Below are 25710 nucleotides of genomic sequence, written 5' to 3'. Positions count from 1 at the left end.
ACGTTCGCCCAAAGCTGAAGTCGACGCATGGAATGCTTTGCGGCAAGTCATGTCCAACCGGCGTCCGGCGGCTTTCCGGGTCGTGCCGGCACACTTCATTCGTCTGCGCATGTAAAAAAATGTTGTCGAAAAACGCTGCGATCGAGGTTTCTTTCTCAAGTTGTCACGCAGATGACCGATATAGGCTGTGGACAGACTGTATTCCCCATCATTGGAGCACGATCATTTCTCTCACCTACATGCCTGACCCCGCCACAGGCAGGCGCCGCAACCCGGCCACGCACGATGCCATCCTGGACGCCACTTGCGTCCTGCTCGATGAGATCGGCTTCGACAAGCTCTCGCTTGAAGGCGTGGCTGCGCGCGCAGGTGTAGGTAAAGCGACCATCTATCGCTGGTGGCCGAACAAAAGCTCGCTGGCCATGGAAGCATTGCTGCGCGAAGTCGGTCCGACTGTCGCCTTCCCGGAGACAGAATCGGCCCGCCACGACATCGAAAATCAGATCCGCAAGCTGGCCAAGCTGTATCGCGGCAAAACCGGCCGTGTGGTATGCGAAATGATCGGACTGTCACAGTTCGACGCCGAGACCATGCGGCTGTTCAACGACAACTTCCTCGATCCGCGCCGCAACGCCGCCAAACAAGTGCTGTTGCGCGGTATTGAGAACGGCGAATTCAAGCCTGACCTCGATTTCGACGTCATCTTCGACCTGCTGTACGGCCCGATCATCCAGCGCATGCTCATGCGCCATGCCGGCATCGATGAACGCCATATTGACCTGCACGTCGCATTGGTGCTCGACGGCATCACTCCCGCCAAAACCAATATCGAATTAATTTAACAACATTCTCGCAAGATTTGTTGCGCCGTAGGAATTTTGCACCTAGAATTAGAGACGAAACGTATCGTCTTGTTTTTCTTATTGCACAACAACGCATCCCGGCCCTCGGTCAGGGATGCGCTCAACCTCAGCGAGAACCGTAAATGCCCTGTCCTCATTTGGCGACCTCCGGTCAGCCAGAGACACGACCGCTTGTTCGCACCTCTACGCCAGGGCTGCACGTCCGACTTCCCCTTTCCCGGTTCGTCTTTGATCTTCTGCAGCGTCTTGCGCCTGAACGGCGCGACGACGGTCCGCATCTGCGGCTTTGCCTGTCGGAATAAGACGTCGGCGCCATGCCGAGAATGAAATAAGAAACCCAATAAATTCAATCAAGTCAGTTTGCAGATGCGGGGGCACTATGCAGAACGATGTGGCAAATGCGGAAAAAAATAACGCGAGCAGTCAACACAACCACTGTCATGAACAGGGCCGCATAAACGTGCGCTCATGTTCAGCGCATGAAGCGACGTACCGCAGTGGTCACGATGAAATCAACTCTTCCTCATATGCAAACGTCCGTGTGCATCGCACTGTCTCGTTCTGGAGTTTTCTGCTGATTCCGATGGCCGTCATACTCGGATGGACGCAATATGCTTCCCTCAGCGCAGCGCCGTGGATGGACATGACCGACTTGCAGAATCCCGGTCACTGGAACGAAGCGATGCGTTACTACATCTGGCTGCAACTGGTCTGGGTGCCCGCCAACATGGTCATCTTCCTGGTTTGGTGCGCACTGGGCGTGCGGATCTGGAACTGCAAGCGCAAAACATCGGCGCCCTGAACACATGATTTCAGCCGGCCCTCCCCGGGATGGCTGGCCACCTCCCTCAGCCAACCAGGCGTGCTGCGTAATGCGCATGCGCGCTTCTGCCTGCCGTGACGACTGCCACATGACGGACAATGCATCCACACGGACAGTTGAAAAAGTCTGTTCAAAGACGCCCCCGGATCGTATGAATACGCTAACGTTTCTATATAATCATTTGCAAAAATAGAATTACTTTGAGCATGTCCGCCTCATGCTCCTGAACAGCTGCTTGAACAAAAAATAACAAAAAAGGACCTAAAGAAAGCGTCAGCATCGCCGATCACCTTACGTATTGCCGTATTGCCGTATTGCCGTATCGCCGTATTGCCACCGGGTCGCTCCTCAGATCTTGAAATTTTTTATAAGCCAACAACAGTGAAGAAGCGCCTACCCAAAGTCCTCAGCATTCTGGCCTGGCCCCTTGGGTGCCTCATCCTGGCAATCGTCATGTGGTCGCTGCTGCTGGCGCGTCTCAACGATCGCGAAGCGGAAATCGGCAAGAACGCGTTGCAAGACGCCAGCGTCCAGTCGAAGTCCTATGCCGAACAACTGGCGCGCGCCATCAGCCAGGTCGACCAGATCACCCTGCACCTGAAGTACTACTGGAATTTCACGAATGGCCACCTGAGCGTGGAAGATCAGCAGCAGCAAGGTCTCTATCCGACCTCATCGCTGCTGTACGTGACCATCTCGGACCGCGATGGCCAGCTCATGACCAGTTCGCTGTCGCTGCAGAAGCTGGCCAACATCGCCAATCGCGATTATTTCCTCAACCACAAAAATCATGCGCACAGCGGCTTGTTAATCAGCAACCCGGCGATAGGGGTACGTTCGCAGCGTATGCTAATCCGCTTTTCGCGCCGTCTCAACGATGCCGAGGGCAACTTCAACGGCATAGTCATGGTCGCGGTGGAACCGGCCTTCCTCGCGCCTTCACAAGATGAATCCGCGCTCGGCAAGAAAGACTTCATCGCCTTGTTCCAACCGGACGGCACGCCGCTGCTGTCACGCACGATGGACGCGCTGCAGACGCAGGAGACCGTGTTCAAGTCCCGGCCGCCGCTGGTCGGCGCCAACGCCGCCATGGTCATGCCCGGCTCCACCTTCGGCGATGGCGAAGAACGCATCGTCGCCTGGCATACGGTGCGCGGTTATCCCCTGGTGGCTGCGGTCGGCGTGTCGACGCGCGACGTCTACGCGGCTTTCCGAGAGCGCGCCGCCGACTACATGTTCATCGCCAGCGCCTGCTCGGTGTTCCTGGCGATTTGCGCGGTGGTTGGCATGCTGTTCTCGATGCGGCTTGCGATCCGCAAGCACGAAATCGAAAAAGCGCGCGAAGCCTACGGCATCGTCACCGAAGGCGGTGCCGACGGGTTCTACATGTGGCTGGCTCTGCGCGGCAAGGACGGCGAGATCAGTGACTTCCAGGTGCTCGATTGCAATGAACGCGGCGCCGCCATCTTCGGCATCAACAAGTCCGAACTCATCGGCAGTCACATGTCGCGCTTTTATTCGCCGGAATACTTCACGACGCTGATGCCGACCTTTCGCAGCGCCATGGAAAACGGCGAATACGAAGACGAATTCGAGACCCCGCCCGAAAGCCCGCTCGGTGCGTCGTGGCTGCATCGGCGCATGGTACGCACGCGCTTCGGACTGGCCATCACCGTGCGCGACATCAGCGAAAGCAAGGCGCATGAACTGGCCCTGCTGGAGCAGCTCAATACCGACGAACTGACCGGCCTGCCCAACCGTCACTGGGTCATGCGCTACCTGAACCGGCTGTTGCACGACGCCGCCGGCGACGGCCACGGCTTTGCCGTTCTGTTCGTCGATCTCGACGACTTCAAAAACGTCAACGACACGCTCGGCCACTCCAGCGGCGACCTGTTGCTGCAAGCGGTGACACAGCGGTTGCGCGAACTGGTTCCCGCACCGCATCAGGTGGTGCGCTTCAGCGGCGACTCGTTCACAGTGATCCATCAGGGCGGCAGCATCGATGAAGCCGCGCAACTGGCCGATGGCATCCTGTCGGCGTTCTCGCGGCCGCTGATGCTGTCCAATCAGAATATCCTGCAAATCAACCTGTCGATCGGCATCAGCATGTTCCCGCGCGACGGCAACAGCGTCGATGCCTTGCTCAAGCATGCCGACACTGCCATGCACGCGGCAAAGTCGGAGGGCAAGAAACGCTTCCGCTTCTACCAGCCGCAATTGTCCGAGCGGCTGCAAATCAAGATAGAAAACGAAAACGCCCTGCGCCTGGCGATCGAACGCGACGAGTTTGTGCTGTATTTCCAGCCGCGCGTGAACACGGTCAGCGGTGAATTCTGCAGCATGGAAGCGTTGGCGCGCTGGCAGCATCCGGTGCGCGGCATCGTGTCGCCACTCGAGTTCATCCCGGTGGCGGAAGAAACCGGTCTGATCCTGAAGCTGGGCGAACTGATCATCCGCAAGGCTTGCGCGCAACTGGCGCAATGGCGCATCGCCGGACTGCCGCTGTTGCCGATGTCGGTTAACGTCTCCTCACGCCAGCTGAACCAGGGCAACCTTAACGACATCATCGCCACTGCGCTGGCCGAACACGCCGTCGACCCGGCCCAATTGGAAATCGAACTGACCGAATCCTGCATGATGGCCGACGCCCTTGAGGTGGCCGAAGAACTGGCGTCGTTCCGCCAGCTCGGCATCAAGCTACTGGTGGACGATTTCGGCACAGGCTATTCCTCGCTGTCGCAACTGCAGCGTCTCGACCTGGACGTGCTGAAAGTGGACAAGGCCTTCACCGCCGAACTGGGCGTGCGCGCCGAAAGCGAAGTGCTCTTCAACGCCATGGTGTCGATGGCGCATGCCTTGCACATGACCGTCGTGGCCGAGGGCGTGGAAACTGAAGCGCAGCTGCATCTGCTACAGGCGCTGGGCTGCGACGAGGTCCAGGGCTACTATATTTCGCACCCCGTCCCCGCCGCCGAGATCCCGTCGCTGATGCGACGGCGCTATCTGTTCCCTGCTTCCCCGGTGACGCTGGCCTGAGTTACTTCGCCTGCACCAGCACCGCTTTGGAAACGTCTGCCGCGGCATTGCCTTCCATGACGACGATGCGCGCCGCAGCCGTAGCCATGCTTGCAGCATCCGGGGCCGCCAGTTCTCGCAACGGGCCGATAGCAGTGCCGTTCGACATGCCCTTGGCATCGGTGACAAAACGCGCCACCGGCGCTGCCTGACCATCCAGATAGACGCTGTACGCGGTCTGTGGCTTGAGCTTGAACAGCGATACTTCCAGCGCATCGACCACACCGAGATTGCGCGAAACCACAAAGCCGCGCGCGTCAGCCGGACCGCCAGCGGCCGCTTGCAAACGGATGTTCAGCGGATCGCTGTTCACGCGCGCAACGAGATTTGCCGCACCGCCGTCAGCGCCTGCAACATGCGACAGATACACCAGCGCCTGCGGCGCCTGGCCGCCGCCGATATGCGCGATCACCTTGTTGGAGGCCGTGTCGATGACTTCGACGCCGTCGCCATTTTCCAGGCCGACGTAGACGCGGCTGCTGTCATCCGACGTCCAGATGCCGTGCGGCAAGGCGCCGGTGGCAATCGTGGCGATGAGTTTAGCGTCCTTGTCGGTGGTGTAGACCTTGACGACGTTTTCCCCGCCGATGGTCACGTACGCCAGCACCTTGCCGCCGATTTTGGCAAACGACAGATGGTTGGTGATGAAGCCTGTGTCGATCACGCCGACGACTTGCTGCGTGCGCGTATCGATGCGCGTGACCTTGCCGACGTCCTTGTGCGTCATCCAGACCTCCTTGTAGTCCGGCGTGAATTGCAGGAACGGCGAGAACGGACTGACGACGTCGATTTTCCTGATCACCTTATGGGACTGGACATCGATCACGTCGACCTGCGGCGTGAAGCTCGACACCGCAAACGCCAGCTTGTTGTCCGGCATGAACTGCACCATGCCGGGACCGACGCCGGTCTGGATGCGGCCGGTTTCCTTGAAGCTGACCGGATCGATCACCGAGATGTAATCCTCGCCGCGCACCACCACCCAGACCTCCTTGCCGTCGGCGCTGAAGAAACCTTCATGCGGCGAGCGGCCGACATAGGTCGTGCCCTTGACTTTGTTGGTGGCGGTGTCGATGAAGGTCACCGAATTGGAGCCGTTGGACACCACCAGCAGCGTCTTGTGGTCGGGCGAAAAGCCCATCCCGTGCACGTTGATCTGTCCCTTGTACAGCGGCGACAGCACGTCCGGGCGCGGATTGCCGAGGCGGATCTGGCCGACCAGCGTATTGGTCGCAGGATTGATGACGCTGACGGTATTGCTGTTCTGGTCGGCGGTGTAGACGCGATCGTCGCCCGCCGGCAAGGCCGAAGCGGCGTGTGCGAACAAGGCTGCGACGGCGCCCAGCGCCAGTGAGGATTTTTTCATGTTGATGGTGTCCCTGAGTTGGATTGTGATGATGAAATTACTTGCCGTCCGTGCCGCCATGACGCTGCAGCCAGGCTTGCATGACCTTGATTTCGTTCTGCTGCTCGGTGATGATGCCCAGCGCCAGATTGCGGATTTCCGGATCATCGGAATACAGCAACACCGCCTTCGCCATGTCGATCGCCCCCTGGTGATGCGGCATCATCATTGTGATGAAATCGTGCGGCGGCTTGCCGTTCATCGGCGCCTGCGCCATGCCGTGGTCCATCACCGCCATGGCGTCGTCCATCAATCCTGAAAATGGCTTGGCCGTGCTGGCGATGAAGGCCGGCGGCGCCATGTCATGTGTGGCGCCATGGTGATGCGGCATGTCCTGCGCCAGCGCGTTGCTGCTGGCGCACAGGAAAATCGTCGCCGCCAGCACCGAACCGGCAACCGCCATCGCTGCGGCAAGGTGGCGTTGGGCGGAAATGAATCGCTTTGTTTGTTCCATGCAAACTCCCTTGTATTTTTAATCTGTAGTCGATCCCGCACGCCGACGAACGGTGCACAGGATTGACGATCAGTGTAGGAGGCGCAGCGGGTTAAACGGATGACAAAGCGGTGACAAATTTGTCATCCTTCCCTTCTCGCGAAAGGAAGCATGCGGACAAATTATTTGCTGGAGACGAGGACCGGCGCGGCGCGATAGTCGGAGGGGAACATTTGCTTGAAATTCTCGATCTTGGGCAGATCGAAACGCGCGATATAACCTTGTGTCGGATGCAGCGTGGCGAAATCCTGGTGATAATCCTCGGCCGCATAGAACGCCGTCGGCGCCAGCGGCGTCAGTTGCGTGACGATGCGCGCAGGATAGACCTTGGCCGCATCGAGCTGGGCAATGTAGTCGGAGGCAATGCGCTTCTGCTCGTCGCTTTGATAGAAGATGGCCGAGCGATATTGCGTGCCGCTGTCCGGTCCCTGGCGATTGAGCTGGGTCGGATCATGCACCACCGAGAAATAGATTTGCAGGATCTTGCCGTAAGAAACCTTGCGCGGATCGAAGGTGACCTTGACCGCTTCGGCATGGCCGGTGGAACCGCTGCCGACCATATCGTAGCGCGCCGTGTCCTTGGCGCCGCCAGCATAGCCCGACACTGCGCTGGTCACCCCCAGCGTGTGCTGGAACACCGCCTGCACGCCCCAGAAGCAACCGCCGGCGAGGACCACCGTCTCAGTGGCAGCTGCGTTGGCTGGTGCACTTTTCGGCGGCGGAATCCTGAATGCCGATTCGGCCGCGAACACCGGCGATGCCGACAACGCCAGCGCCGAAGCTGCAAGCACGAACGGCAGACCGTATTTGTACAACGTGTTTTTCATCATTTACTTTCTTTCATCAAAGTAGTTCCCGTCGTTCCTGCATTGCCGGCACTGCGCCGCGACCATAATTGCGCCATCCGTTGGCGGTTATTTTTCGACAGCACGCGCGTCAGCAACAGCAGCGCCACGATGGTCATAAACAGGATCGGTTGCGCCAGCAGGTTCTTGCCGGCCTTGACCCACCAGAAATGCAGCACGCCCAGCGGCACGATCACGTAGGTGAGGCGGTGCAGCCATTGCCAGCGCTTGCCGCCGAGCCTGCGCACCATGCCGTTGGTGCTGGTGACGGCCAGAGGAATCAGCAGCACGAAGGCCAGCACGCCGACCGTGATGAATGGCCGCTTGACGATGTCCGCCCACATTTCCTGCACGTCGAAGAAATGATCGAGCCAGAAGAAAATCGTGAAGTGCAACGCCACGTAAAAGAACGCGTACAAGCCCAGCATGCGGCGCAGGCGCACCAACCAGTTCCATTTGGTCAGCTTGCGCAGCGGCGTCACCGCCAGCGTGATGCAGAGGAAATACAAGGCCCAGTCGCCGGTATTGCGCGTGATGAATTCGATCGGATTGGCGCCCAACCGGTCCAGGAAACCGAATGCCACCAGTCGCACCAGCGGCAGCAGCGCCAGCACGAACAGCAGGTTGCGCAGTCGCAGTACCCCGCGCGGTGACAAGCCCGACAGCTTCTTGAGAAATTGCATGCTTGCTCCGGCGTCAGAAGTACTTCTTGAGGTCCATGCCGGTGTACAAGCCGGCCACATCGTTGTAGCCGTTGAACATCAGCGTCTTGCGCTTGCGTGCGAAGAAGCCGTCTTCACCGATGCGGCGTTCGCTGGCCTGCGACCAGCGCGGATGATCGACGTTGGGATTGACGTTGGAATAGAAACCGTATTCCTGCGCGGCATACATGTTCCAGGCCGTCTTCGGCTGATCCTTGAGGAAGCGGATCTTGACGATGGACTTGGCCGATTTGAAACCGTACTTCCACGGCACGATGACGCGCACCGGCGCGCCGTTCTGATTCGGCAGCACTTCACCGTACATGCCCATGGTCAGCAAGGTCAGCGGATGGTTCGCTTCGTCCATGCGCAGGCCTTCGGTGTACGGCCATTGCAGGATCGGATCCGACAAGCCGGGCATCTGTTTTTTGTCGGCCAGGGTGACAAATTCGATGTACTTGGCGTTGCCGGTCGGGTCGGCTTTCTTGATCAACGCCGACAGCGAATAGCCGATCCACGGAATCACCATCGACCAGCCTTCGACGCAACGCAGGCGGTAGATGCGTTCTTCCAGCGGCGCCAGTTTCATGAGCGCGTCGAGGTCGAGCGTGAACGGCTTTTTGACCTCGCCTTCAATGCTGACGGTCCACGGCGTGGTCTTGAGCGTGCCGGCGGTGCGCGCGGGGTCGGCCTTGTCGGTGCCGAACTCGTAATAATTGTTGTACGTCGTCGCGTCCTGGTAGGCGGTCGGCTTGTCCATCACCGCGTAGGCGCTGTTGAGCTTGGCAGGCAATTTGCGCGCCGTAGCCGACTGAGCAAACGCGCTGCCGGCGCCGAGCAGGCCGCTGCCAGCGATTGCGCCTGCCGCCACCTTGCCCATGAAAGCGCGGCGCGAGGCGTAGACTTCTTGCGGCGTGATCTCCGAAGCGAGCGGAATATCGATCTGGTCTGGACGGATTTTGATCAGCATGGCGGTTTCCCTGGAATAATGAATGGATGCGATTTGTTGCCTGACAGCACGATACGAGACGATGATGCATGGCGTGGACGCTTCTTTTGCACCATCATCCTATGGCAGGGGCAGTGTCATCAAGATGGCAATTTGATGACAAATTTGTCATCGAGCGCCCGCCCCGAATTGCTAGAATGCAGCCACATCTACTGTCCAACCTCTGAACCCTACTCAAGCCCAGCATGGCCATCCTTGTCATCGAAGACGATCCGAAAACCGGCGACTACCTCAAGAAGGGCTTGCGCGAATCCGGCTATACGGTCGATCTCGCGCGCACCGGCACCGACGGCCTGCACATGGCGATGGAACAGAACTACGACCTGGTGGTGCTCGACGTCATGCTGCCTGGCACTGACGGCTGGCAGGTGATGAGCGCGCTGCGCGCCAAGCGCGACCTGCCGGTGATTTTCCTGACCGCGCGCGACCACGTCGACGATCGCATCCGCGGGCTGGAACTGGGCGCCGATGATTACCTGGTCAAGCCGTTTTCATTCACCGAGCTGGTGCTGCGCATTCGCACGCTGCTGCGCCGCGGCGTCACGCGCGACGCCGAGGTCTATCAGGTGGCCGACCTGCAGCTCGATCACGTGCGCCACAAGGTCACCCGGCAAGGCGTCAATATCGTGCTGACCAACAAGGAATTTCTTCTGCTGCATCTGCTGATCAAGCGCCAAGGTGAAGCCTTGTCGCGCTCGGTAATCGCCTCGCAGGTGTGGGACATGAATTTCGACAGCGACACCAACGTCGTCGACGTCGCAGTCAAGCGCCTGCGCGCGAAGATCGATGCGCCGTTCGAAAAGAAACTGATCCATACCGTGCGCAGCATCGGCTACATGTTTTCGGAAACGCCATGAAGGACGCGCAATGAAAGTCCGGCAATGAGACCGTGGCGTTCCTGGACGCTGGCGTTCCGCGTCAGCGCGCTGTTTGCGTTGATCGCCTGCCTGGTGGTCACCGGACTCGGCATGTACCTCTACAACTCGGCGCGCCAGTCGCTGGAAGTGCGCGCCGACTACACGCTGATCGGCCGCGTGGAACATTTCCGCAACCTGCTGCACGACCTCTACAACGTCGAGCAGATGGAGCAGCGCCCCGCCCTGTTCGAGAGCATGCTCGGCAACGAGCAGGATGTGCGCATCTTCCGCCGCCAGGGCGAAGCGCCGTTCATCAACATGAATCCCGACAACCTGACGCCGCCGGCGATGACGCCGGTCGCCATCGGCGTGCCGCTCAGGATATCTTCTCTGCATGACGGCATGCGCGCCGACGGTGTGCGCGTACGCTGGGTCGCCGCGCTGGCGGACGTCGGCAACCACAACGATACCGTCGAGATCGTCGCCGCCTATGTCATGACGCAAGAGTCGCGCATGATGACGGTGTACCTGTGGCGCGTGGTCGCCGCCGTCGCGCTGGCCGTGTTGCTGACCTCGGTGCTCGGCTTCGCCGTGCTGCGGCGCGACCTGATGCCGCTGACCCGCATGAGCCGCCGCGCCGCCGAGATCACGCCGGCCAACCTCAGCACCCGGCTGCGCGAAGAAGACGCGCCGGCCGAATTGCGCCAACTCGCCGGCGCCCTCAACGCCATGCTGGACCGGCTCGAAAACGGCTACGAACATCTGTCGCAGTTTTCCGCCGACCTGGCGCATGAGATCCGTACGCCGGTCAACATCCTGATGGGGCAGACGCAGGTGACCCTGGGCCAGCGCCGCAACGTGGAAGAGTATGAGCAGCTGCTGGAATCGAACCTGGAAGAATTGACACGCCTGTCGCGCATCATTGAAAACATCCTGTTCCTGGCGCAGACCGATCACGCGGAACTGGTGGTCGACCGCAGCGCAATCGACCTGAAGGAAGAGTTGCAGAAGATCGCCGATTATTTCGAAGGCGTGGCCGCCGAGCGCGACATGCAGTTCGAAGTCGATGTGGCGCCGGGTCTGGCCTGCAGCGCCAACCTCGTGATGTGGCGACGCGCAGTGAGCAACCTCGTCGTCAATGCGGTGCGCTACGGCGACGCCGGCACCGCCATCAGGATCAGCGCTCGGCCGACTGCCGACGGCGTCACCATCGATGTCGCCAATCGCGGTGCGGCGATGACGCGGCAACAGATGGAACGCATGTTCGACCGCTTCTATCGCGGTGACAAGTCTCGCAGCGAATTCACCGAATCCAACGGTCTCGGCCTGGCGATCGTCAAGGCCATCATGACCGTGCACGGCGGCACGGCGGCAGTGGCGTGTTCAGCCGACGGCTGGATCGCCTTCAGTCTGCTCTTCTCCACTCGGGGGAAGGTCACTCTGCGCTGATCAGCCGGCGGCTTGCTTCAGCGCCGCCAGTTCCGTCCGAACACGCGTCATCACTGCATCCCAGTCACCTGCCGTCGTCTGCCTGAACAGACGCGCCGAGGCATACCAAGGGCTGTCGTCGCGTTCCAGCAGCCAGCGCCAGTCGGCGGCGTGCGACAGCAATATCCAAACGGGAACACCCAACGCGCCGGCCAGATGCACAGCAGCGGTATCGACGCCAACTACCAGATCCAGATTGGCAATCAGCGCAGCGGTGTCGTCGAAGGCTTGCAATTCACGTCCGGGCCATTGCAGCGCAGATGTGCTCTGCAACCAGTCGGCGTCACGCTGGCGCAGCTCCGGTTGCAGCAGGAAGAATTCGGCGTTGGCGATATCCAGCAAGGGGCTAAACGCCTGCAAGGGAATCGAACGGCGGCGATCGTTGTGGTTGCCGGCGTTGCCCGAGCAGACGATGCCGATGCGCAGCGGCCGGTCGCCTTCCGTGCCCTGTTCCAGCGATTGCGCCCAGCTCTGTTGCATGTGCGATCCGGCGCGCAGGTACGCCTGCGGTGACGGGATCGTATCCGGGCGCGTGCCGAACATCAGCGGCAGGCTCATCAGCGGCACCTGGTAATCGACTGCCGGCAAATCTTCGCCAATGGCTTTCACGATGATGGGTGTGGGCTTGCCCGAGTCCAAATCGGTTTTCAGCGTTTCCAACAGCGTCTTCAGCGCGGCATGCACTTCAAGCACGACATTCGCACCGAGCGCGGCAACCTGTTGCGCATAACGCGAAAATTGAATGGCGTCGCCCAGGCCTTGCTCGGCCCACAACAGCACGGTCTTGCCGGCGGCGGCACCCACTCCGGGCCAGCGCGCAATACCGCCATGACGCTGCGGATCGGCGCGCTCGCCCTGCCAGCGCGATTCATACAAGGGCCAGGCTTCGTCGAAACGTCCCAGCGCCAGCAGGGTCAGCGCCAGGTTGACGCTGGCGTCGGCATAGCCGGCGCGCAAGTTCAAGGCTTTCCGGGCGGACGTGATCGATTCCTCGTAGCGGCGCAGGCGTCCCAGCGTCGCCGCGCGGCACACCCAGCCGTCGCCGAACTCCGGCTCCTGCGCCAGCACCTGGTCGACGCTGGCCAGCGCCTCTTCGTTGCGATGGAGTTCGTACTGCAGCAAGGCCAGATCAAAGCGATACACGCTCTGTGCGGGCGCCAGAGAAACTGCTTGCTGCAGGCTCTGCAAGGCGTCGCCCGGACGTTGCAGGCGCTGCAGCAAGACGCCGTGACGATGCCAGGCATCGGGGTTCTGCGGCGCCAGGCGCAAGGCGTGTTCGACTGCTTGCAGCGCTTCTTCATTGCGATTGAAGTCCTGCAGCAGCAAGGCAGCGGCGTGGAAAACATCGGCATGCTGCACGCCGGCGGCGATCAGTTGCAAATAGAGGCTCAGCGCTTCCTGATGCTTGCCCGCGTCATACAGGACACGGCCGAGCTTGTAGCTCACTGCAAGGTCGCCCGGCGTCAGCGCCAGCGCGCGGCGGTACAACTCGATCGCCTGCGCGTGCAGCTGCAAGCCGGCGGCGACGGCGCCGGCCAGGTGCAGCAAATTGAAATCGGCGGCGGCCTGCTGCGCCAGCGGCTGCAGGATGGCGTGAGCCGCTTCCAGCTGGCCGTGCTGGAAAAACAGGTAAGCCTGGGCGATGGCGTCGTTATTATTCATGGGCGCGATGTTAACACGCATGCGCCCCGACTTGTTTCGGCTAGGCGCCGACGTTACCATTGAAATTGCCGCTGACATTGCCGTTGAAATAGCGCCCCGGCGATTCGCCGAAACAGCGCCGGAACATGGCGATGAAATTGCTCGGCGATGCATAGCCGAGCGCATCCGCCACCGATGCCACCTGCTCTCCCCGCGCCAATCGCTCGAGCGCATGCGTCAGCAGTGCTTGCTGCCGCCATTGGGCGAAACTGCAACCAACCTCAACGCGAAACAGCCGGCTCATGGTGCGCGGCGACAGACCGGCCCATTCGGCCCATTGTTCCAGCGTGCGGTTGTCCGCCGGCTCCTGCATGATGGCCGAGACGATACGCAGCAGGCGGCGATCCGTCGGCAACGGCAGATGCAGCGGCTCGTGCGGCGCTTGCCGCACTTCGTCGAGCAGCACGTTCATTACGCGCCGTTGCGCCGGCGACAACGCATCCTGAGTGCTCCACGTCACCGCGCGCCGCACCAGCGCCCGCATCAGGTCGGAGACACCGATCACGCACGGCTTGTCAGGCAGCCCGCGACAGGCTTCCGGTGAGATCAGGATGCTCCAGCCGCTCATCACGCCGAGGATGTCGGCCTGATGCAATTCACCCGGTGGAATCCAGCCGGCGCGCTGCGGCGGCAGCAGCCACGAACCGTGCCTGGTGCGCGCATGCACCAGGCCGCTTTCGATGCAGAAAAGCTGGCCGCGCAAATGCGTGTGCCAGTCGTATTCGCGCGTACCGATCTTGAGCCGCTCGAATTCGTCGGCGCGCAAATCGTCGCCCCAGATCGCAATCAGAGGCGGTCCATCGGCGCGGTCGCTGACGTCGGCGAATTGTGCGTAGAGTTCTTTTGTCATGGCCGGATTTCAATATATTCTGTCCAAACAACGTTATCACGCTTTCCCGCTTTCGCTCAATACTGTCCATCCCGACAGTTCTGCACAGTGATTCTGCATCCCTCCAGCGAAAGGAAAAACGTGAAGCCATTCCCTTCTTCATCCCTGCATGTGATCGTCATCGGCGCCGGTCTGGGCGGCCTGTGCCTGGCCCAAGGTCTGAAGCAAAACAGCATCTCGGTCGCCGTCTATGAAAAGGACGCGTCGCCGTTCAGCCGCACACAGGGCTATCGCATCCGTATCGACCACAACGGCCGAGATGCGCTGCAAGCCTGCCTGCCGCCAGAGCGGTACCGGCTGTTCAGCGCCACCTGCGCACAGGCGGCCGCCGGCGTCAACACCGTCAACGGACAATTGCAGCCGCTGGCGGGTAAATGGGTCAGCAGCTGGCGCAAGGGCGCGGCGGAAGGCGGCGCGGCGGACAGCCTGGCCGACCGCCAGACCATGCGTCAGGTGCTGTTGGAGGGCTTGCGGCGCGAGGTGCATTTCGGCACCCAATTCCTGCACTACGAAGAAACTGTCGATGGCCGCGTGACGGCGCATTTCGTCAATGGCGGCAGCGTCACGGGAGACGTGCTGGTGGCGGCCGACGGCGTCCATTCGGCGGTGGCGGCGCAACGCTTTCCGGCGATGCGGCCGCAGGACACCGGCGACGTCTGCGTCTACGGCAAGACGCCGTTGACCGCAGCCTTGCGTGCGACGCTGGCGCATCAGCTGCAAGCCGGCACCAGTGTGATTTTTGAAAAAGGATTGGCGGGCGTGATCGACGCCATGCGCTTTGGCGACAATGACTTTGACGACGGCCTGCCGCAACCGGACGACTATCTGTACTGGGCTCTGGTCGGCGCGCGTGAACGCTTCGGTCTGGACCAAGGTGCGGATGCGGCGCTGCGCCTGAGTGCGGCCGAGCTGACGCAAAAGATCGGCGCCGTCACCGCCGGCTGGTCGCCGGCACTGAAGCTGGTGTACGAGTCCTGCAATCCGGCCATGCGTGCGCTGGTGCCGATACGCACGGCGAGCCTGCCGTGCCTGTGGAAGGCGTCGCGGGTGACGGCGCTGGGAGATGCGATCCATGCGATGAGTCCGGCCGGCGGTCTGGGCGCCAATAGCGCGCTGGCCGATGCCGCACTGTTGACGCGCGCATTGGTCGAAGCACAGCGCGAGGCCGGTGGCGTCGAGAAGGTGGACACCATCACGCCCGCCATCGATCTCTATGAAAGCCTGATGTGCGCACGCAGTTTTGCCGCGCTGGAGTCATCGCAACAAGGCAACCGTCAATTGCTCGGCCGCGACGAAAACGCCGTGACCGACTGAGGCAACAACCACCCCAGGTCAGCCGCCGGATGCGCGCAATTGTGCGCGCGAGCCATAGCGATTGGCGTACACCCAGGTAAATTCCGCTCCCAGCAGGAAGATCTGCGCTGAATAATAGATCCACGCCAGCAGCAAGGCGAACGAACCGGCCGCACCGAAACCCGAGGTCATGCCCGCGCGCCCCAGGTACAGCCCGATCAGGTATTTGCCGATGATGAACAGGATGGTCGTGGCGACCGCGCCGGCGCGTACGTCGTGCCACGCCAGCCGCACGCTCGGCAGGTATTTGTAGATCACCGAAAACAACCCGGTAAAAACAGCGAATGAAATCGCGAAGTTCAGCACCTGCAGCAGGATTTCCCAGCCGATAAACCAGCTGCCCCACCATTTCCCCAGCGCCGCCAGTCCGGCGCTGGCCACCAGCGAAATGATCAGCATGAAGCCGAGGCCGAGAATCAGGCCGAACGACAGCAGACGCTTGCGGATCAGCAGCCAGATGCCGCTGTCGCGGGGCGCCGCCGGGATGTGCCAGATGCGGTCGAGCGCGCTTTGCAATTCCGCGAACACGGCGGTGGCGCCGATCACCAGCGTGACGATGCCGAGACCGGCGGCGATGATGCCATCCCGCGGCTCGCTCACCGATTTCAGCAAACCCTGCACCGCCATCGCGCCTTCCACCCCGACCACGCCCTGGATCTGCCCGACGATTTCGCCTTGCGCTGCGTCATGGCCAAAGATCATGCCGGCCACCGCAATCGCTATCACCAGCATCGGCGCCAGCGAAAAGATCGTGTAGTAAGCGATGGCCGCGCCCATGCTCGGCGCAAAATCGTCCAGCCACGCGGTCACGGCGCCTTTGCTGAGCTGCCAGGCCTGTTGCGCGCGGGTTTCGTCGGGCAGTTTGCGGATGAAGGTGTGGGGCATGGTGTTTTTCCGTACAAATAAGTGGTCGGATCGCCCGGAAGCCGGTTTGATTCCCGAAAGATGCTGTTTTTCGCAGTTTTTTGGAGGTTTTTCGACACCGGCGCGTCGTCATGCGGCAACGCAGCGATTGTTTGGATTCCTGAAATGTCGTATATTTCAGTAATTACTGAAAATTCAAAACAATCCACGATGCCGCTCCGCCCCCTCCCCCAGGAATTTTCCATGGAACCCAACACCCTCAGCCCCCTGATGCAGCGCTTCATCCTCCATTTCGGCGAGATGGGCAGCCGTTGGGGCATCAACCGCACCGTCGGCCAGATCTATGCCCTGCTGTATGTGCAGGCGCGTCCGCTGAACGCCGATGAAATCGCCGATTACCTGAGTTTCTCGCGCTCCAACGTCAGCATGGGGCTCAAGGAGCTGCAATCGTGGCGGCTGGTCAAGCTGCTCCATCAGCCCGGCGACCGCCGTGAATATTTTGAACCGCCGAAGGATATTTGGGATATCTTCAAGGCCTTGCTGGAAGAGCGCCGCCGCCGCGAAATCGAACCAACGCTGTCGATGCTGCGGGATGCGTTGCTGGAAACGCCGGCCAGCGTCGACGACAAACATGCACAAAAGCGCATGCGCGAAATGTACGACCTGATCGAGCTGTCCAGCTCCTGGTTCGACGACGTACAGCGGCTGTCGCCGGAAACCTTGTCTTCGCTCATGAAGATGGGCTCGAAGATCAAGAAGCTGCTGGACGTCAAGGACAAGTTCCGCTTCGGCGGAGAGAAGAATGACAAAAGCAACGACAAGGGCGACAAGAACGAAAAAAGCGAGAAGGCTGCCCTAGCCTCTCCCGACCAAGCCAAGGAGTGACCCATGTCCAGACCTTCATGGTTGCTGCGCACGCATAGCCTGTGGCGCCTGCCGCGCCTGACCAAATTGCCGCTTGGCGCTGAAATCGCCTTGATCCTGGTGGTCAAGATCGCGCTCCTGACGGTGCTGGCAAAAACCTTTTTCTCCGAACCGCAGGCCAAGAAGATGCGCATGCCCACCGCCCAGGTGGAACAGCATCTGCTGGCGCCGGCGCCGGAATCTGCATCTCCCGCATCAATTACAACCAACGCATCACCTTCCACCTCCGAGGTCCCTCATGCTTCCCATTGACGAAGTCGTCAGTCTGTCGCGCCTGCAGTTCGCCATCACGGCGCTGTATCACTTCCTGTTCGTTCCCCTGACGCTCGGCCTGTCCTGGATCCTGGTCATCATGGAATCCGTCTACGTCATGACCGGCAGTCCCATCTACAAGGACATGACGCGCTTCTGGGGCAAGCTGTTCGGCATCAACTTCGCCATGGGCGTGGCCACCGGCATCACACTCGAGTTCCAGTTCGGCACCAACTGGTCGTATTACTCGCACTACGTCGGCGACATCTTCGGCACGCCGCTGGCGATCGAAGGCATGGCGGCGTTCTTCCTGGAGTCGACTTTCGTCGGCCTGTTCTTCTTCGGCTGGGACCGCCTGTCGCGCGTCAAGCATCTGATGGTGACCTTCCTGGTGGCGCTGGGATCGAGCCTGTCGGCGCTGTGGATCCTGATCGCCAACGGCTGGATGAACAATCCGGTCGGCGCGGAATTCAACTTTGAAACTATGCGCATGGAACTGGTCAGCATGACCGACGTGATCTTCAATCCGGTGGCGCAGGTGAAGTTCGTGCACACGGTTGCGGCCGGTTACGTCACGGCGTCGATGTTCGTGCTGGGCGTGTCCGCCTATTACCTGCTCAAGGGCCGCGACACGGCGTTCGCCTTGCGCTCGTTTGCGGTTGCAGCCGGCTTCGGCCTGGCCTCGACGCTGTCGGTGATCGTGCTCGGCGATGAGTCCGGCTACACCGCCGGCGAAGTCAACAAGGTCAAACTGGCCGCCATCGAAGCCGAATGGGAAACCCATCCTGCGCCCGCCGGCATCACCGTCTTCGGCCTGCCCGACAACAAGGGCGAACGCACCGACTATGCCTTCAAGGTGCCTTATGTGCTGGGCCTGATCGCCACGCGCTCGGTCGATACGCCGGTGATCGGCATCAAGGACCTCAAGAAAGAACACGAAGTACGCATCCGCAACGGCATGCTGGCCTACGCTGCACTGACGCGCTTGAAGTCCGGCGACAAGTCGCCCGAGGCGCGCGCCGAATTCGACAAGCTCAAGCAAGATCTCGGCTACGGCCTGCTGCTCAAGAAGTACACCCCCAACGTGATCGACGCCACGCCGCAGCAGATCGCCAAGGCGGTCGACGACACCATCCCGAACGTGGCGCCGCTGTTCTGGTCGTTCCGCGGGATGGTGGCGCTGGGCATGCTGTTCCTGTTCATCTTCTCGGCCTCGTTCTACTTCCTGGTGCGCAAGCAACTGGCGCCGCAACGCTGGCTGCTGCGCCTGGCCGTGTTCAGCATCCCGCTGCCGTGGATCGCCGCCGAGCTGGGCTGGATCGTGGCCGAATACGGCCGCCAGCCGTGGACCATCGCCGGCATCCTGCCGACCCATCTGTCGGCCTCGACCCTGCAACCGTCAAGCCTGTATTTCAGCCTGGCCGGATTCATCCTGTTCTATACCTTTCTGCTGGTGGTGGAAATGATGCTGATGATCAAGTACGCCAAGCGCGGACCGAGCAGCCTGCACACCGGCAAGTACCACTGGGAGCTGCTGGAGAAGGAAAAGAAACCGGCTGTTGCAGCCAAGCCGCCGGTGCCGCCGCAACCACCGCGGCCACGTCCGCCGCTGTCGAAGCCGACGCGCTGATGCCAGTGTTTATGCAACTGATCACATTCACGAAGAAGTACACAAGGAAATCCTCATGATCTTCGATTACGAAACCTTAAAAATCATCTGGTGGGCCTTCGTCGGCGTGCTCATCATCGGCTTCGCGCTGACCGACGGCTTCGACTTCGGCGTGGGCATGATGTTGCCCTTCGTCGGCAAGACCGACGCCGAACGCCGCGTGCTGATCAACTCCATCGGCCCCACCTGGGAAGGCAACCAGACCTGGTTCATCACCGCCGGCGGCGCCACCTTCGCGGCCTGGCCGCTGGTCTATGCGACCGCCTTCTCCGGCTTTTACATCGCACTGATGGTGCTGCTATTCTCGCTGTTCTTCCGCCCGGTCGGCTTCGACTATCGCAGCAAGGTGGCCGATCCGCGCTGGCGCAACGCCTGGGACTGGGGCCTGTTCGTCGGCGGCGTCGTGCCGCCGCTGATCTGCGGCGTGGCCTTTGGCAACCTGCTGCTGGGCGTGCCGTTCCACTACGACGACACCATGCGGGTGGAATACACCGGCAGCTTCTTCGAACTGCTCAATCCCTTCGGCCTGCTGGCCGGCGTGCTGAGCGTGGCGATGCTGCTGACCCACGGCGCCACCTTCATCATGGTGAAGACCGAAGCGGCGATTGCAGTGCGCGCGCGCAAGATTGCACTGTGGGGCGCACTCGCCACCCTCGCCTTGTTCGTCGCGGCCGGCTTCTGGGTCGCGTACGGCGTCGACGGCTACAGCATCACCGACATGCCGAGCGCCAACAGCGCTTTCATGCCGCTGGCGAAGACGGTTGAAATCGTCTCCGGCGCATGGATGGAAAACTACACGCGCTGGCCCGCCACCAAGGCGATCCCGATCGCCGCCATCGCCGGATTGCTGCTGGTGCTGATCTTCGGCGCGTGGCGCAAGGCGCGGCTGGCTTTCATCAGCAGCGGCATTGCGGTGACCGGCATCATCCTGACCGCAGCCACCGCCATGTTTCCGTTCATCATGCCGTCGTCGCTGGACCCGCGCAGCAGCCTGACGGTCTGGGATGCGGTGTCGAGTCACAAGACGCTGGGGATCATGTTCTGGCTGGTGCTGTTCTTCCTGCCGCTGATCATGCTCTACACGGCCTGGGTGTATCGCGTCATGCGCGGCAAGGTGACGCTCAAGCACATCGCCGACAACGAACACACCGCCTACTAACCAATTACATCGTCGAGAAGGAGAACATCATGTGGTATTTCGCCTGGATACTCGGAGTCGGCCTGGCGCTGGCCTTCGGCATCATCAACGTCATGTGGCTGGAGGCGAACTACGCCTTCGGCCGCCGCAAGGAAGACGAAACCCGCGAACGCTTTGTCGCCGCCAGCGCCCAGGCCGAGCTGGCAAAAAAACGTCCGCTCAAACCGTGAGGCCGCGATGAAAACACCTTCCGCCCACCTCGTCGATACCGACGCCGCCCTGCTGCAGGCGCTGCCCGGCGCCGGTTTTGCCGATGCATTCCGCATTGCCCTCAGCGATGAACAAGCACGCCAGTCGGCTGCCCAACTGGCTGAACAGATGTTCCGTCGCGCGCCGTCCTGGGTCACGCTACTGGTGTCGATCCGCAATCGCGCGGTGGCAGTGTTCGGCCTGCGCGCAGCCGACATGCAGGTCGGCGACGACAGGCACAGTGGCGTGGCGGGTTTTCCGATCATTGCGCAGAACGACGACCTGGTGCAGCTCGGCTTCGACGACAAGCATCTGGATTTCCGTGTCTGGGTCCGGCGCGATGCCGCCACACCGACGTCACCGGCCCAGCTGACGCTGACCACGGCAGTACGCACCAATCAGTTGCTCGGCCGCGCCTATCTCGGTGTGATCATGCCGTTTCACCGGTGCATCGTGCCGGCGATGCTGAACAACTTGCGTAGCTGAACTCTACTTGTTCCGTAAAAACAAAAAGCCCCGCCGTTTGACCGGCGGGGCTTTTTTCATCGATGATCGCGATGTGTGAAATTGATACCAGTATTAAACCAGTGTCAGTGTCACGTTGATGTTGCCGCGTGTGGCGTTCGAGTATGGGCAGACTTGATGCGCCTTGTCGATCACCGATTGTGCAACTGCGCGATCCAGGCCCGGCAGGGAAATGTTCAGTGCCACTTCGATGCCGAAGCCGCCTGGAATGGTGCCGATGCCGACGGTGCCGGTGATGCTGGTGTCAGCAGGAATGGCGATCTTTTCCTGGCCGCCGACGAACTTGATCGCGCCCAGGAAGCAAGCCGAGTAACCGGCTGCGAACAGTTGTTCAGGATTGGTGCCGTTGCCGCCTGCGCCGCCCAGTTCTTTTGGTGTGGTCAGCTTGACGTCCAGGATGCCGTCGGACGACTTGGCCGAGCCTTCACGGCCGCCGGTTGCAGTTGCAGTCGCTTGGTAGAGTGCTTTTTCGATTTTCATTTTGTTTCCTTTCGAGTGGTTCAGAAGAAGATGCGGGGAGGCATCGATTATTGGTAATTCAGGGTTGAAACCAGGGTAAAAAATTCATTTAAATCCCAAACGCCGCAAACTGCAAGGAATTTAAATTTTAAACAATAAAATTGCTAACAATATAAATAATAAGCGAGTAAAACCAAATACGACTGCTCCTGCAGATACCAGAAGCACACAACGGCATCAAGAACCCTCGGCGTCGTCCAGCAAGCCCTTGCGCAGATCTTTCAATTGCTCGCGCAGGTTGGCGACTTGCTCCAGCGGCGGCAAGGCGCACATCAGCCGCTCCGGCACCGCCATCGCCCGCTTGCGCAGGGCACGTCCATCCTGGCTGAGCCGGACCACGACGCGACGCTCATCTTCAGTGTCGCGGGCGCGGTGCAGCAAACCCATCGCTTCCATGCGCTTCAACAACGGCGTCAGCGTACCCGAATCGAGGAACAGCTTGCCGCCCAGGTCGGACACGGTGACTTCGTCCTTTTCCCACAAGACCAGCATGACCAGGTATTGCGGATAAGTGATGTCGAGATCCTTCAGCAACTTCTTGTAGACCTTGGTCATCGCCAGTGACGCCGAATACATGGCGAAGCACAATTGATTTTCAAGCATCAGGGCCTGATCAATCGCTGCTGCGTTCTTCGATGTGTTTGCGTTTGCCATGGAGTGAATAATACATAGCCAAAAATTAAATTGCAAGCAATTTAAATCAAAATCTGCATTGATTTAAAAATACAACAAACTTGCAGATACTTGCCGATGCGCAAGACCCCCTCCCTGCCGGCCGCCAACAGAAAAGGATCACCGCTCGAAGCGCTGCTCCACCATCTCCTTGCCCCACTGCGCTCCCGGCCATTCTTCCTTGAGCCGGAATCCGCAGCTCTCATACAGACGGCGCGCCGCATCCAATCCCTGGAAAGTCCACAACTGCACCGACGCAAATCCCTGTGCATCGCAAAACGCCATCGCCGCCGCCATCAGACGGCGCCCCACGCCTGCTCCGCGCAGACCGTCATCGACGATGAACCAACGCAAATGCGCCTTGTTGTCGCCCAGATCCTGGCCGTCGATGGCCACCGAGCCGACGATGCGCTGACCTTGCACCGCCAGCCACAAACCATTGCGCGAATGATCCAGACGCGGCACGAATTCTGCCAGTCCCGCCGCCACCTTGCTCTCGAAAAAGCAGCCGAAGCCAACGCTGCGCGCGTAAAACATCGCATGCATCTGAACGATACGGCCGATCACACCAGCCTGATAACCGGCGACGATGCGAATCTCGTCGGCGTGCACGATTGCCTCGCCCGACCGGCGCGCTTCCAGCGCCAGCGCATAGACACTCAGCCCTTGCGCTACGGCGGCTTGCTGATCCGCACTCAATTGTTCGAGCGCCCCGAGGACCTGCTTGCGGCCGAACGCCTGGACGGCAGTCAGTGTACGTCGGCCTTGCGGCGTCAACGCCAGCCATTTGACGCGGCCATCGACGTCGCTGGCCCGCTCCTGCAATTCCCCTGCCTCGACCAGCTTGCGCACCATACGACTGACGCTGGACTTTTCAAGACCGAGGAATTCGGCAAGCTGCGCTGCGCTCATCGATTTGCGCGCGCCGATCTCGATAATGGCGTGCACGGCAGACGGCGGATAGTCGGTCGCCGCCAGCGTGGATTGCATGAAGCCCAATTCGCGCACCATCCGGCGCGAAGCGGTACGGATGCCGTCGACAAAAGAAAGGTCCGGCGGAGAGCCTGGTTTTTGCATATTTTTCATCCTTCGTTTTTATATAGTTGTATTATACAACTATAAATCACGGGAAGATTATTGTGATTCAAATGCGCCCCTCAGGAGAAATGCCATGGAAACGATGCCGCAAAAGGAATGCAGCGCCCGTCCGTACGACATGACCGGACAAGTTGCCCTGGTGACCGGAGGCGGTAGCGGCATCGGTCGTGCCGCTGCGATTCGCATGGCGCGTGCGGGCGCCAGCGCCGTGGTGATTGCAGGCCGGCGTCAGCCGGAGGGAGAAGCCGTGGCCGCCGAATGCCGCGCCGCCGGTGCACAAAGCCTCTATGTGCAAACCGATGTGACGCAGGAAGGCGACGTTCAACGACTGATCGACACCGTACTGACGCAATTCGGACGCCTGGACGCAGCCTTCAACAATGCCGGGCGACAGGAACGACGGGCATCCCTGCACGCGCAGGAATCCGCTGTCTACGACGCCATCTTCGACGCCAACGTGCGTGCCGTGTTCTTGTGCCTGAAATACCAATTGCCGCCGATGGCGGCTCGCGGCAACGGCAGCATCGTCATCAATACCTCCGTCAGCGGCGTACGCAATCCCAATCCGGGGCTTGCCCTCTACTCCGCCTCCAAGGCGGCCGCCATCTCGCTGATGCGGTCGGCGGCCATGGAATATGCGCCCCACGGCGTCCGCATCAACGCGATCGCTCCCGGCAGAGTGGTCACCGACATGATGCTTTCATCAGGCATTGCCGACATGTCCGCAGTGGCCGCAGGCTTGCCGCTCAGACGCATGGGGCAACCGGAGGAAGTCGCCGAAGCCGTGTTATGGCTGCTGTCCGGCGCAGCATCGTACGTCGTCGGACACGTGCTGGCAGCAGATGGCGGATTCCTCGCTTCGTGAGCCCATCCTGTATCATGCGGACCAGCTTGACTGCGGTCTCAATGGTCGCACTCATGCCGCTTATTTCTTGCCCTCCGACATCCCGCACACTCCGGAAATGCTTTCAACAACATCCTCGCAGGCGCCGCACGCCATCTCCCTCGCCCTGTTCTGCAAGGTGGTCGACAACTATGGCGATATCGGTATCTGCTGGCGGCTGGCGCGGCAATTGCAAAAGGAACACGGGGTTGTCGTCACCTTATGGGTCGACGATCTGAAGAGTTTTCAGCGGATCTGCCCGGAGGTCGCGACCGCTTGTGAGACGCAGGAAATTCAAGGCGTCGTCGTCCGGCATTGGCGCGATCAGGACGGCGTATTCGGCGTCGCTGACATACCGGACATCGTGATCGAGTTTTTTGCCTGCAACATCCCGCCCGGTTATATCAAGGCCATGTCGGAATGCGCGCCACGTCCGGTCTGGCTGAACCTGGAAGGCCTGACGGCGGAAACCTGGGTGGAAGGCTGCCACACGCTGCCTTCGCCGCATCCGCAACTGCCGTTGACGAAGTACTTCTTCTTTCCCGGATTCAACCAACGCACCGGCGGCCTGCAGATCGAATCCGGCCTGACTGAACGACGCGACGCTTTTCTTGCCGATCCGCGCGCCGCCGCCGGCTTCCTTGCGCAATTCGGCGTAACCGAGGCCGAGACGGCCGCGCTCAAGGTCTCGCTGTTCTGCTATCCGCAGGCGCCGATCACGGACCTGTTCGCCGCCTGGGGCGACGGCGGCCGCGCCGTCACCTGCCTCGTCCCGGAAGGCGTCGCAACCGACGCCGTGCAAGCCTTCCTCGGCCGGACACCGGTTGCCGGCGCCCATGCCACGCAAGGGACGCTGACGGTGCGCGTGCTGCCGTTCGTGCCACAACCCGATTACGACAAGCTGCTATGGGCCTGCGACCTCAACTTCGCACGCGGAGAAGATTCCTTCGTGCGTGCGCAACTGGCCGGCAAGCCCTTTGTCTGGCACATCTACCCGCAGGATGAAAACTTGCACCATATCAAGTTGAAGGCTTTCCTCGCCATCTACAAAGCAGCCACACCGGCGATGCAAGCCATGATGCTGACCTGGAACGGCGCCTTCACGGAACAGACCGACATGGCGACGCGCTGGCCGCTGCTTGCTGCCGAATTGCCACAGCTTGCCGATCTGTCCATGGAATGGCGGCAACAGCTGTTGGCAAATGGCGATTTGACGTCAAATTTGCTGAAGTTTGCGGCGTCGGTGCGCAAGTAACCACGAGTAACAGCAAAATCGGCCCGGAAATGGGTTAAAATATAGGGCTAATTTTTAGGCATCATCGATTCAGCAACATCAATTCAATCGTACGTGGGCTTGCGGTGTGGTTCTGCCAGTAGGCTACAGAAGATTTTTACGCAACCTACTTTTTACG

General features: G+C 60.7%; 25 protein-coding genes. 14 read left to right on the top strand and 11 right to left on the bottom strand.

Going from position 1 to position 25710, the window contains the following annotated elements; all coding sequences use genetic code 11:
- The first annotated feature begins 239 nt into the window (after nucleotides 1-239).
- The 3 genes from ACIROY_RS12690 (at nucleotide 240) to ACIROY_RS12680 (ending at nucleotide 4725) form a co-directional block, all read left to right on the top strand.
- On the top strand, nucleotides 240-842 hold the full coding sequence (locus tag ACIROY_RS12690) for a TetR/AcrR family transcriptional regulator (RefSeq protein WP_402272641.1): 603 nt from the start codon (nucleotides 240-242) through the stop codon (nucleotides 840-842).
- A 562-nt stretch (nucleotides 843-1404) separates the two neighbouring features.
- Nucleotides 1405-1665: a hypothetical protein gene (locus ACIROY_RS12685; protein WP_402341855.1), complete on the top strand. Its 261-nt coding sequence runs from the start codon at nucleotides 1405-1407 to the stop codon at nucleotides 1663-1665.
- A gap of 474 nt (nucleotides 1666-2139) precedes the next feature.
- Entirely contained in the window at nucleotides 2140-4725 is a 2586-nt protein-coding gene (locus ACIROY_RS12680; protein ID WP_402272647.1) for an EAL domain-containing protein, read from the top strand.
- 1 nt (nucleotide 4726) lies between these two features.
- Here ACIROY_RS12680 and ACIROY_RS12675 read toward each other — a convergent pair whose 3' ends face one another.
- The 5 genes from ACIROY_RS12675 to msrP all read right to left on the bottom strand — a co-directional run bounded on the left by ACIROY_RS12675 (nucleotide 4727) and on the right by msrP (nucleotide 9178).
- Nucleotides 4727-6130: a hypothetical protein gene (locus ACIROY_RS12675; protein ID WP_402341854.1), complete on the bottom strand. Its 1404-nt coding sequence runs from the start codon at nucleotides 6128-6130 to the stop codon at nucleotides 4727-4729.
- 37 nt (nucleotides 6131-6167) lie between these two features.
- A complete protein-coding gene (locus ACIROY_RS12670) occupies nucleotides 6168-6572 on the bottom strand; it encodes a DUF305 domain-containing protein (RefSeq protein WP_402273807.1) in 405 nt (134 codons plus the stop codon).
- A 212-nt stretch (nucleotides 6573-6784) separates the two neighbouring features.
- A complete protein-coding gene (gene msrA / locus ACIROY_RS12665; protein ID WP_402341852.1) occupies nucleotides 6785-7492 on the bottom strand; it encodes a peptide-methionine (S)-S-oxide reductase MsrA in 708 nt (235 codons plus the stop codon).
- The gene (locus ACIROY_RS12660) at nucleotides 7489-8190 is read right to left on the bottom strand and encodes a sulfite oxidase heme-binding subunit YedZ (protein ID WP_402341850.1); all 702 of its coding nucleotides are present in this window, start codon (nucleotides 8188-8190) and stop codon (nucleotides 7489-7491) included. Before ACIROY_RS12660 ends, msrA begins: the two co-directional genes overlap by 4 nt.
- 13 nt (nucleotides 8191-8203) lie before the next feature.
- Nucleotides 8204-9178 carry a protein-methionine-sulfoxide reductase catalytic subunit MsrP gene (gene msrP / locus ACIROY_RS12655; RefSeq protein ID WP_402272656.1) on the bottom strand — a complete coding sequence of 325 codons (975 nt, stop codon included), beginning with the start codon at nucleotides 9176-9178 and terminating at the stop codon, nucleotides 8204-8206.
- A 224-nt stretch (nucleotides 9179-9402) separates the two neighbouring features.
- Between msrP and ACIROY_RS12650 the strand changes: the two genes are divergently transcribed.
- Nucleotides 9403-10074, top strand: coding sequence for a heavy metal response regulator transcription factor (locus tag ACIROY_RS12650; RefSeq protein WP_402272659.1), 672 nt, complete (start codon nucleotides 9403-9405; stop codon nucleotides 10072-10074).
- A 24-nt stretch (nucleotides 10075-10098) separates the two neighbouring features.
- Nucleotides 10099-11523, top strand: coding sequence for a heavy metal sensor histidine kinase (locus tag ACIROY_RS12645; protein WP_402341848.1), 1425 nt, complete (start codon nucleotides 10099-10101; stop codon nucleotides 11521-11523).
- Here the strand turns inward: ACIROY_RS12645 and ACIROY_RS12640 are convergent, their stop codons facing one another.
- Both ACIROY_RS12640 and ACIROY_RS12635 read right to left on the bottom strand, forming a co-directional pair.
- Nucleotides 11524-13224 carry a tetratricopeptide repeat protein gene (locus ACIROY_RS12640; RefSeq protein WP_402341846.1) on the bottom strand — a complete coding sequence of 567 codons (1701 nt, stop codon included), beginning with the start codon at nucleotides 13222-13224 and terminating at the stop codon, nucleotides 11524-11526. It lies immediately after the preceding gene.
- Between the two features lie 40 nt (nucleotides 13225-13264).
- Complete coding sequence (locus ACIROY_RS12635) at nucleotides 13265-14113, bottom strand: AraC family transcriptional regulator (protein ID WP_402341844.1); 849 nt, start codon at nucleotides 14111-14113, stop codon at nucleotides 13265-13267.
- A 120-nt stretch (nucleotides 14114-14233) separates the two neighbouring features.
- Here ACIROY_RS12635 and ACIROY_RS12630 point away from each other — a divergent pair, with 120 nt between their 5' ends.
- On the top strand, nucleotides 14234-15466 hold the full coding sequence (locus ACIROY_RS12630; protein WP_402341842.1) for an FAD-dependent oxidoreductase: 1233 nt from the start codon (nucleotides 14234-14236) through the stop codon (nucleotides 15464-15466).
- Nucleotides 15467-15484: 18 nt separating this feature from the next.
- On the opposite strand, the gene ACIROY_RS12625 is transcribed toward ACIROY_RS12630, so the two are convergent.
- Nucleotides 15485-16390 carry a YihY/virulence factor BrkB family protein gene (locus ACIROY_RS12625; RefSeq protein WP_402272672.1) on the bottom strand — a complete coding sequence of 302 codons (906 nt, stop codon included), beginning with the start codon at nucleotides 16388-16390 and terminating at the stop codon, nucleotides 15485-15487.
- 222 nt (nucleotides 16391-16612) lie between these two features.
- On the opposite strand from ACIROY_RS12625, the gene ACIROY_RS12620 reads away from it, so the two are divergent.
- The 6 genes from ACIROY_RS12620 to ACIROY_RS12595 are packed head-to-tail and all read left to right on the top strand — an operon-like array spanning nucleotide 16613 to nucleotide 21087.
- Nucleotides 16613-17254 carry a GbsR/MarR family transcriptional regulator gene (locus ACIROY_RS12620; RefSeq protein ID WP_402272674.1) on the top strand — a complete coding sequence of 214 codons (642 nt, stop codon included), beginning with the start codon at nucleotides 16613-16615 and terminating at the stop codon, nucleotides 17252-17254.
- A 3-nt stretch (nucleotides 17255-17257) separates the two neighbouring features.
- Nucleotides 17258-17545 (top strand): cytochrome oxidase putative small subunit CydP, encoded by a 288-nt coding sequence (cydP, locus tag ACIROY_RS12615; RefSeq protein ID WP_402341840.1) that lies wholly within the window; start codon nucleotides 17258-17260, stop codon nucleotides 17543-17545.
- Nucleotides 17532-19175, top strand: coding sequence for a cytochrome ubiquinol oxidase subunit I (locus ACIROY_RS12610; protein ID WP_402341839.1), 1644 nt, complete (start codon nucleotides 17532-17534; stop codon nucleotides 19173-19175). The genes cydP and ACIROY_RS12610 overlap by 14 nt, the downstream gene beginning before the upstream one ends.
- Nucleotides 19176-19230: 55 nt before the next feature.
- Nucleotides 19231-20373, top strand: coding sequence for a cytochrome d ubiquinol oxidase subunit II (gene cydB / locus ACIROY_RS12605; RefSeq protein ID WP_402272681.1), 1143 nt, complete (start codon nucleotides 19231-19233; stop codon nucleotides 20371-20373).
- A gap of 29 nt (nucleotides 20374-20402) precedes the next feature.
- The gene (gene cydX / locus ACIROY_RS12600) at nucleotides 20403-20582 is read left to right on the top strand and encodes a cytochrome bd-I oxidase subunit CydX (RefSeq protein WP_402272683.1); all 180 of its coding nucleotides are present in this window, start codon (nucleotides 20403-20405) and stop codon (nucleotides 20580-20582) included.
- 7 nt (nucleotides 20583-20589) lie between these two features.
- Nucleotides 20590-21087: a DUF2867 domain-containing protein gene (locus tag ACIROY_RS12595; protein ID WP_402272686.1), complete on the top strand. Its 498-nt coding sequence runs from the start codon at nucleotides 20590-20592 to the stop codon at nucleotides 21085-21087.
- 93 nt (nucleotides 21088-21180) lie between these two features.
- Here the strand turns inward: ACIROY_RS12595 and ACIROY_RS12590 are convergent, their stop codons facing one another.
- From ACIROY_RS12590 to ACIROY_RS12580, 3 genes are all read right to left on the bottom strand, one after another.
- Nucleotides 21181-21606: an organic hydroperoxide resistance protein gene (locus ACIROY_RS12590; RefSeq protein WP_402272688.1), complete on the bottom strand. Its 426-nt coding sequence runs from the start codon at nucleotides 21604-21606 to the stop codon at nucleotides 21181-21183.
- A gap of 216 nt (nucleotides 21607-21822) precedes the next feature.
- Nucleotides 21823-22299: a MarR family winged helix-turn-helix transcriptional regulator gene (locus ACIROY_RS12585; RefSeq protein ID WP_402272690.1), complete on the bottom strand. Its 477-nt coding sequence runs from the start codon at nucleotides 22297-22299 to the stop codon at nucleotides 21823-21825.
- Between the two features lie 138 nt (nucleotides 22300-22437).
- Nucleotides 22438-23394 (bottom strand): GNAT family N-acetyltransferase, encoded by a 957-nt coding sequence (locus ACIROY_RS12580; RefSeq protein ID WP_402341837.1) that lies wholly within the window; start codon nucleotides 23392-23394, stop codon nucleotides 22438-22440.
- A 94-nt stretch (nucleotides 23395-23488) separates the two neighbouring features.
- Here ACIROY_RS12580 and ACIROY_RS12575 point away from each other — a divergent pair, with 94 nt between their 5' ends.
- Together ACIROY_RS12575 and earP are read left to right on the top strand one after the other, a co-directional pair.
- On the top strand, nucleotides 23489-24280 hold the full coding sequence (locus ACIROY_RS12575; protein WP_402341835.1) for an SDR family NAD(P)-dependent oxidoreductase: 792 nt from the start codon (nucleotides 23489-23491) through the stop codon (nucleotides 24278-24280).
- Between the two features lie 97 nt (nucleotides 24281-24377).
- Entirely contained in the window at nucleotides 24378-25553 is a 1176-nt protein-coding gene (gene earP / locus ACIROY_RS12570) for an elongation factor P maturation arginine rhamnosyltransferase EarP (RefSeq protein ID WP_402341833.1), read from the top strand.
- Nucleotides 25554-25710 lie beyond the last annotated feature (157 nt).

It is taken from the genome of Herbaspirillum sp. NPDC101396 (assembly GCF_044767365.1).
Classification (GTDB): domain Bacteria; phylum Pseudomonadota; class Gammaproteobacteria; order Burkholderiales; family Burkholderiaceae_D; genus Herbaspirillum.
This window is presented reverse-complemented; position numbering and strand designations above follow the sequence as displayed.

Coding starts and splice junctions, on each gene's coding strand:
- ACIROY_RS12690 (WP_402272641.1), top strand. CDS start 240: ATGCCTGACCCCGCCACAGGCAGGCGCCGCAACCCGGCCACGCACGAT.
- ACIROY_RS12680 (WP_402272647.1), top strand. CDS start 2,140: ATGTGGTCGCTGCTGCTGGCGCGTCTCAACGATCGCGAAGCGGAAATC.
- ACIROY_RS12675 (WP_402341854.1), bottom strand. CDS start 6,130: ATGAAAAAATCCTCACTGGCGCTGGGCGCCGTCGCAGCCTTGTTCGCA.
- ACIROY_RS12670 (WP_402273807.1), bottom strand. CDS start 6,572: ATGGCGGTTGCCGGTTCGGTGCTGGCGGCGACGATTTTCCTGTGCGCC.
- msrA (WP_402341852.1), bottom strand. CDS start 7,492: ATGATGAAAAACACGTTGTACAAATACGGTCTGCCGTTCGTGCTTGCA.
- ACIROY_RS12660 (WP_402341850.1), bottom strand. CDS start 8,190: ATGCAATTTCTCAAGAAGCTGTCGGGCTTGTCACCGCGCGGGGTACTG.
- msrP (WP_402272656.1), bottom strand. CDS start 9,178: ATGCTGATCAAAATCCGTCCAGACCAGATCGATATTCCGCTCGCTTCG.
- ACIROY_RS12650 (WP_402272659.1), top strand. CDS start 9,403: ATGGCCATCCTTGTCATCGAAGACGATCCGAAAACCGGCGACTACCTC.
- ACIROY_RS12645 (WP_402341848.1), top strand. CDS start 10,099: ATGAGACCGTGGCGTTCCTGGACGCTGGCGTTCCGCGTCAGCGCGCTG.
- ACIROY_RS12640 (WP_402341846.1), bottom strand. CDS start 13,224: ATGAATAATAACGACGCCATCGCCCAGGCTTACCTGTTTTTCCAGCAC.
- ACIROY_RS12635 (WP_402341844.1), bottom strand. CDS start 14,113: ATGACAAAAGAACTCTACGCACAATTCGCCGACGTCAGCGACCGCGCC.
- ACIROY_RS12625 (WP_402272672.1), bottom strand. CDS start 16,390: ATGCCCCACACCTTCATCCGCAAACTGCCCGACGAAACCCGCGCGCAA.
- ACIROY_RS12620 (WP_402272674.1), top strand. CDS start 16,613: ATGGAACCCAACACCCTCAGCCCCCTGATGCAGCGCTTCATCCTCCAT.
- cydP (WP_402341840.1), top strand. CDS start 17,258: ATGTCCAGACCTTCATGGTTGCTGCGCACGCATAGCCTGTGGCGCCTG.
- ACIROY_RS12610 (WP_402341839.1), top strand. CDS start 17,532: ATGCTTCCCATTGACGAAGTCGTCAGTCTGTCGCGCCTGCAGTTCGCC.
- cydB (WP_402272681.1), top strand. CDS start 19,231: ATGATCTTCGATTACGAAACCTTAAAAATCATCTGGTGGGCCTTCGTC.
- cydX (WP_402272683.1), top strand. CDS start 20,403: ATGTGGTATTTCGCCTGGATACTCGGAGTCGGCCTGGCGCTGGCCTTC.
- ACIROY_RS12595 (WP_402272686.1), top strand. CDS start 20,590: ATGAAAACACCTTCCGCCCACCTCGTCGATACCGACGCCGCCCTGCTG.
- ACIROY_RS12590 (WP_402272688.1), bottom strand. CDS start 21,606: ATGAAAATCGAAAAAGCACTCTACCAAGCGACTGCAACTGCAACCGGC.
- ACIROY_RS12585 (WP_402272690.1), bottom strand. CDS start 22,299: ATGGCAAACGCAAACACATCGAAGAACGCAGCAGCGATTGATCAGGCC.
- ACIROY_RS12580 (WP_402341837.1), bottom strand. CDS start 23,394: ATGCAAAAACCAGGCTCTCCGCCGGACCTTTCTTTTGTCGACGGCATC.
- ACIROY_RS12575 (WP_402341835.1), top strand. CDS start 23,489: ATGGAAACGATGCCGCAAAAGGAATGCAGCGCCCGTCCGTACGACATG.
- earP (WP_402341833.1), top strand. CDS start 24,378: ATGCTTTCAACAACATCCTCGCAGGCGCCGCACGCCATCTCCCTCGCC.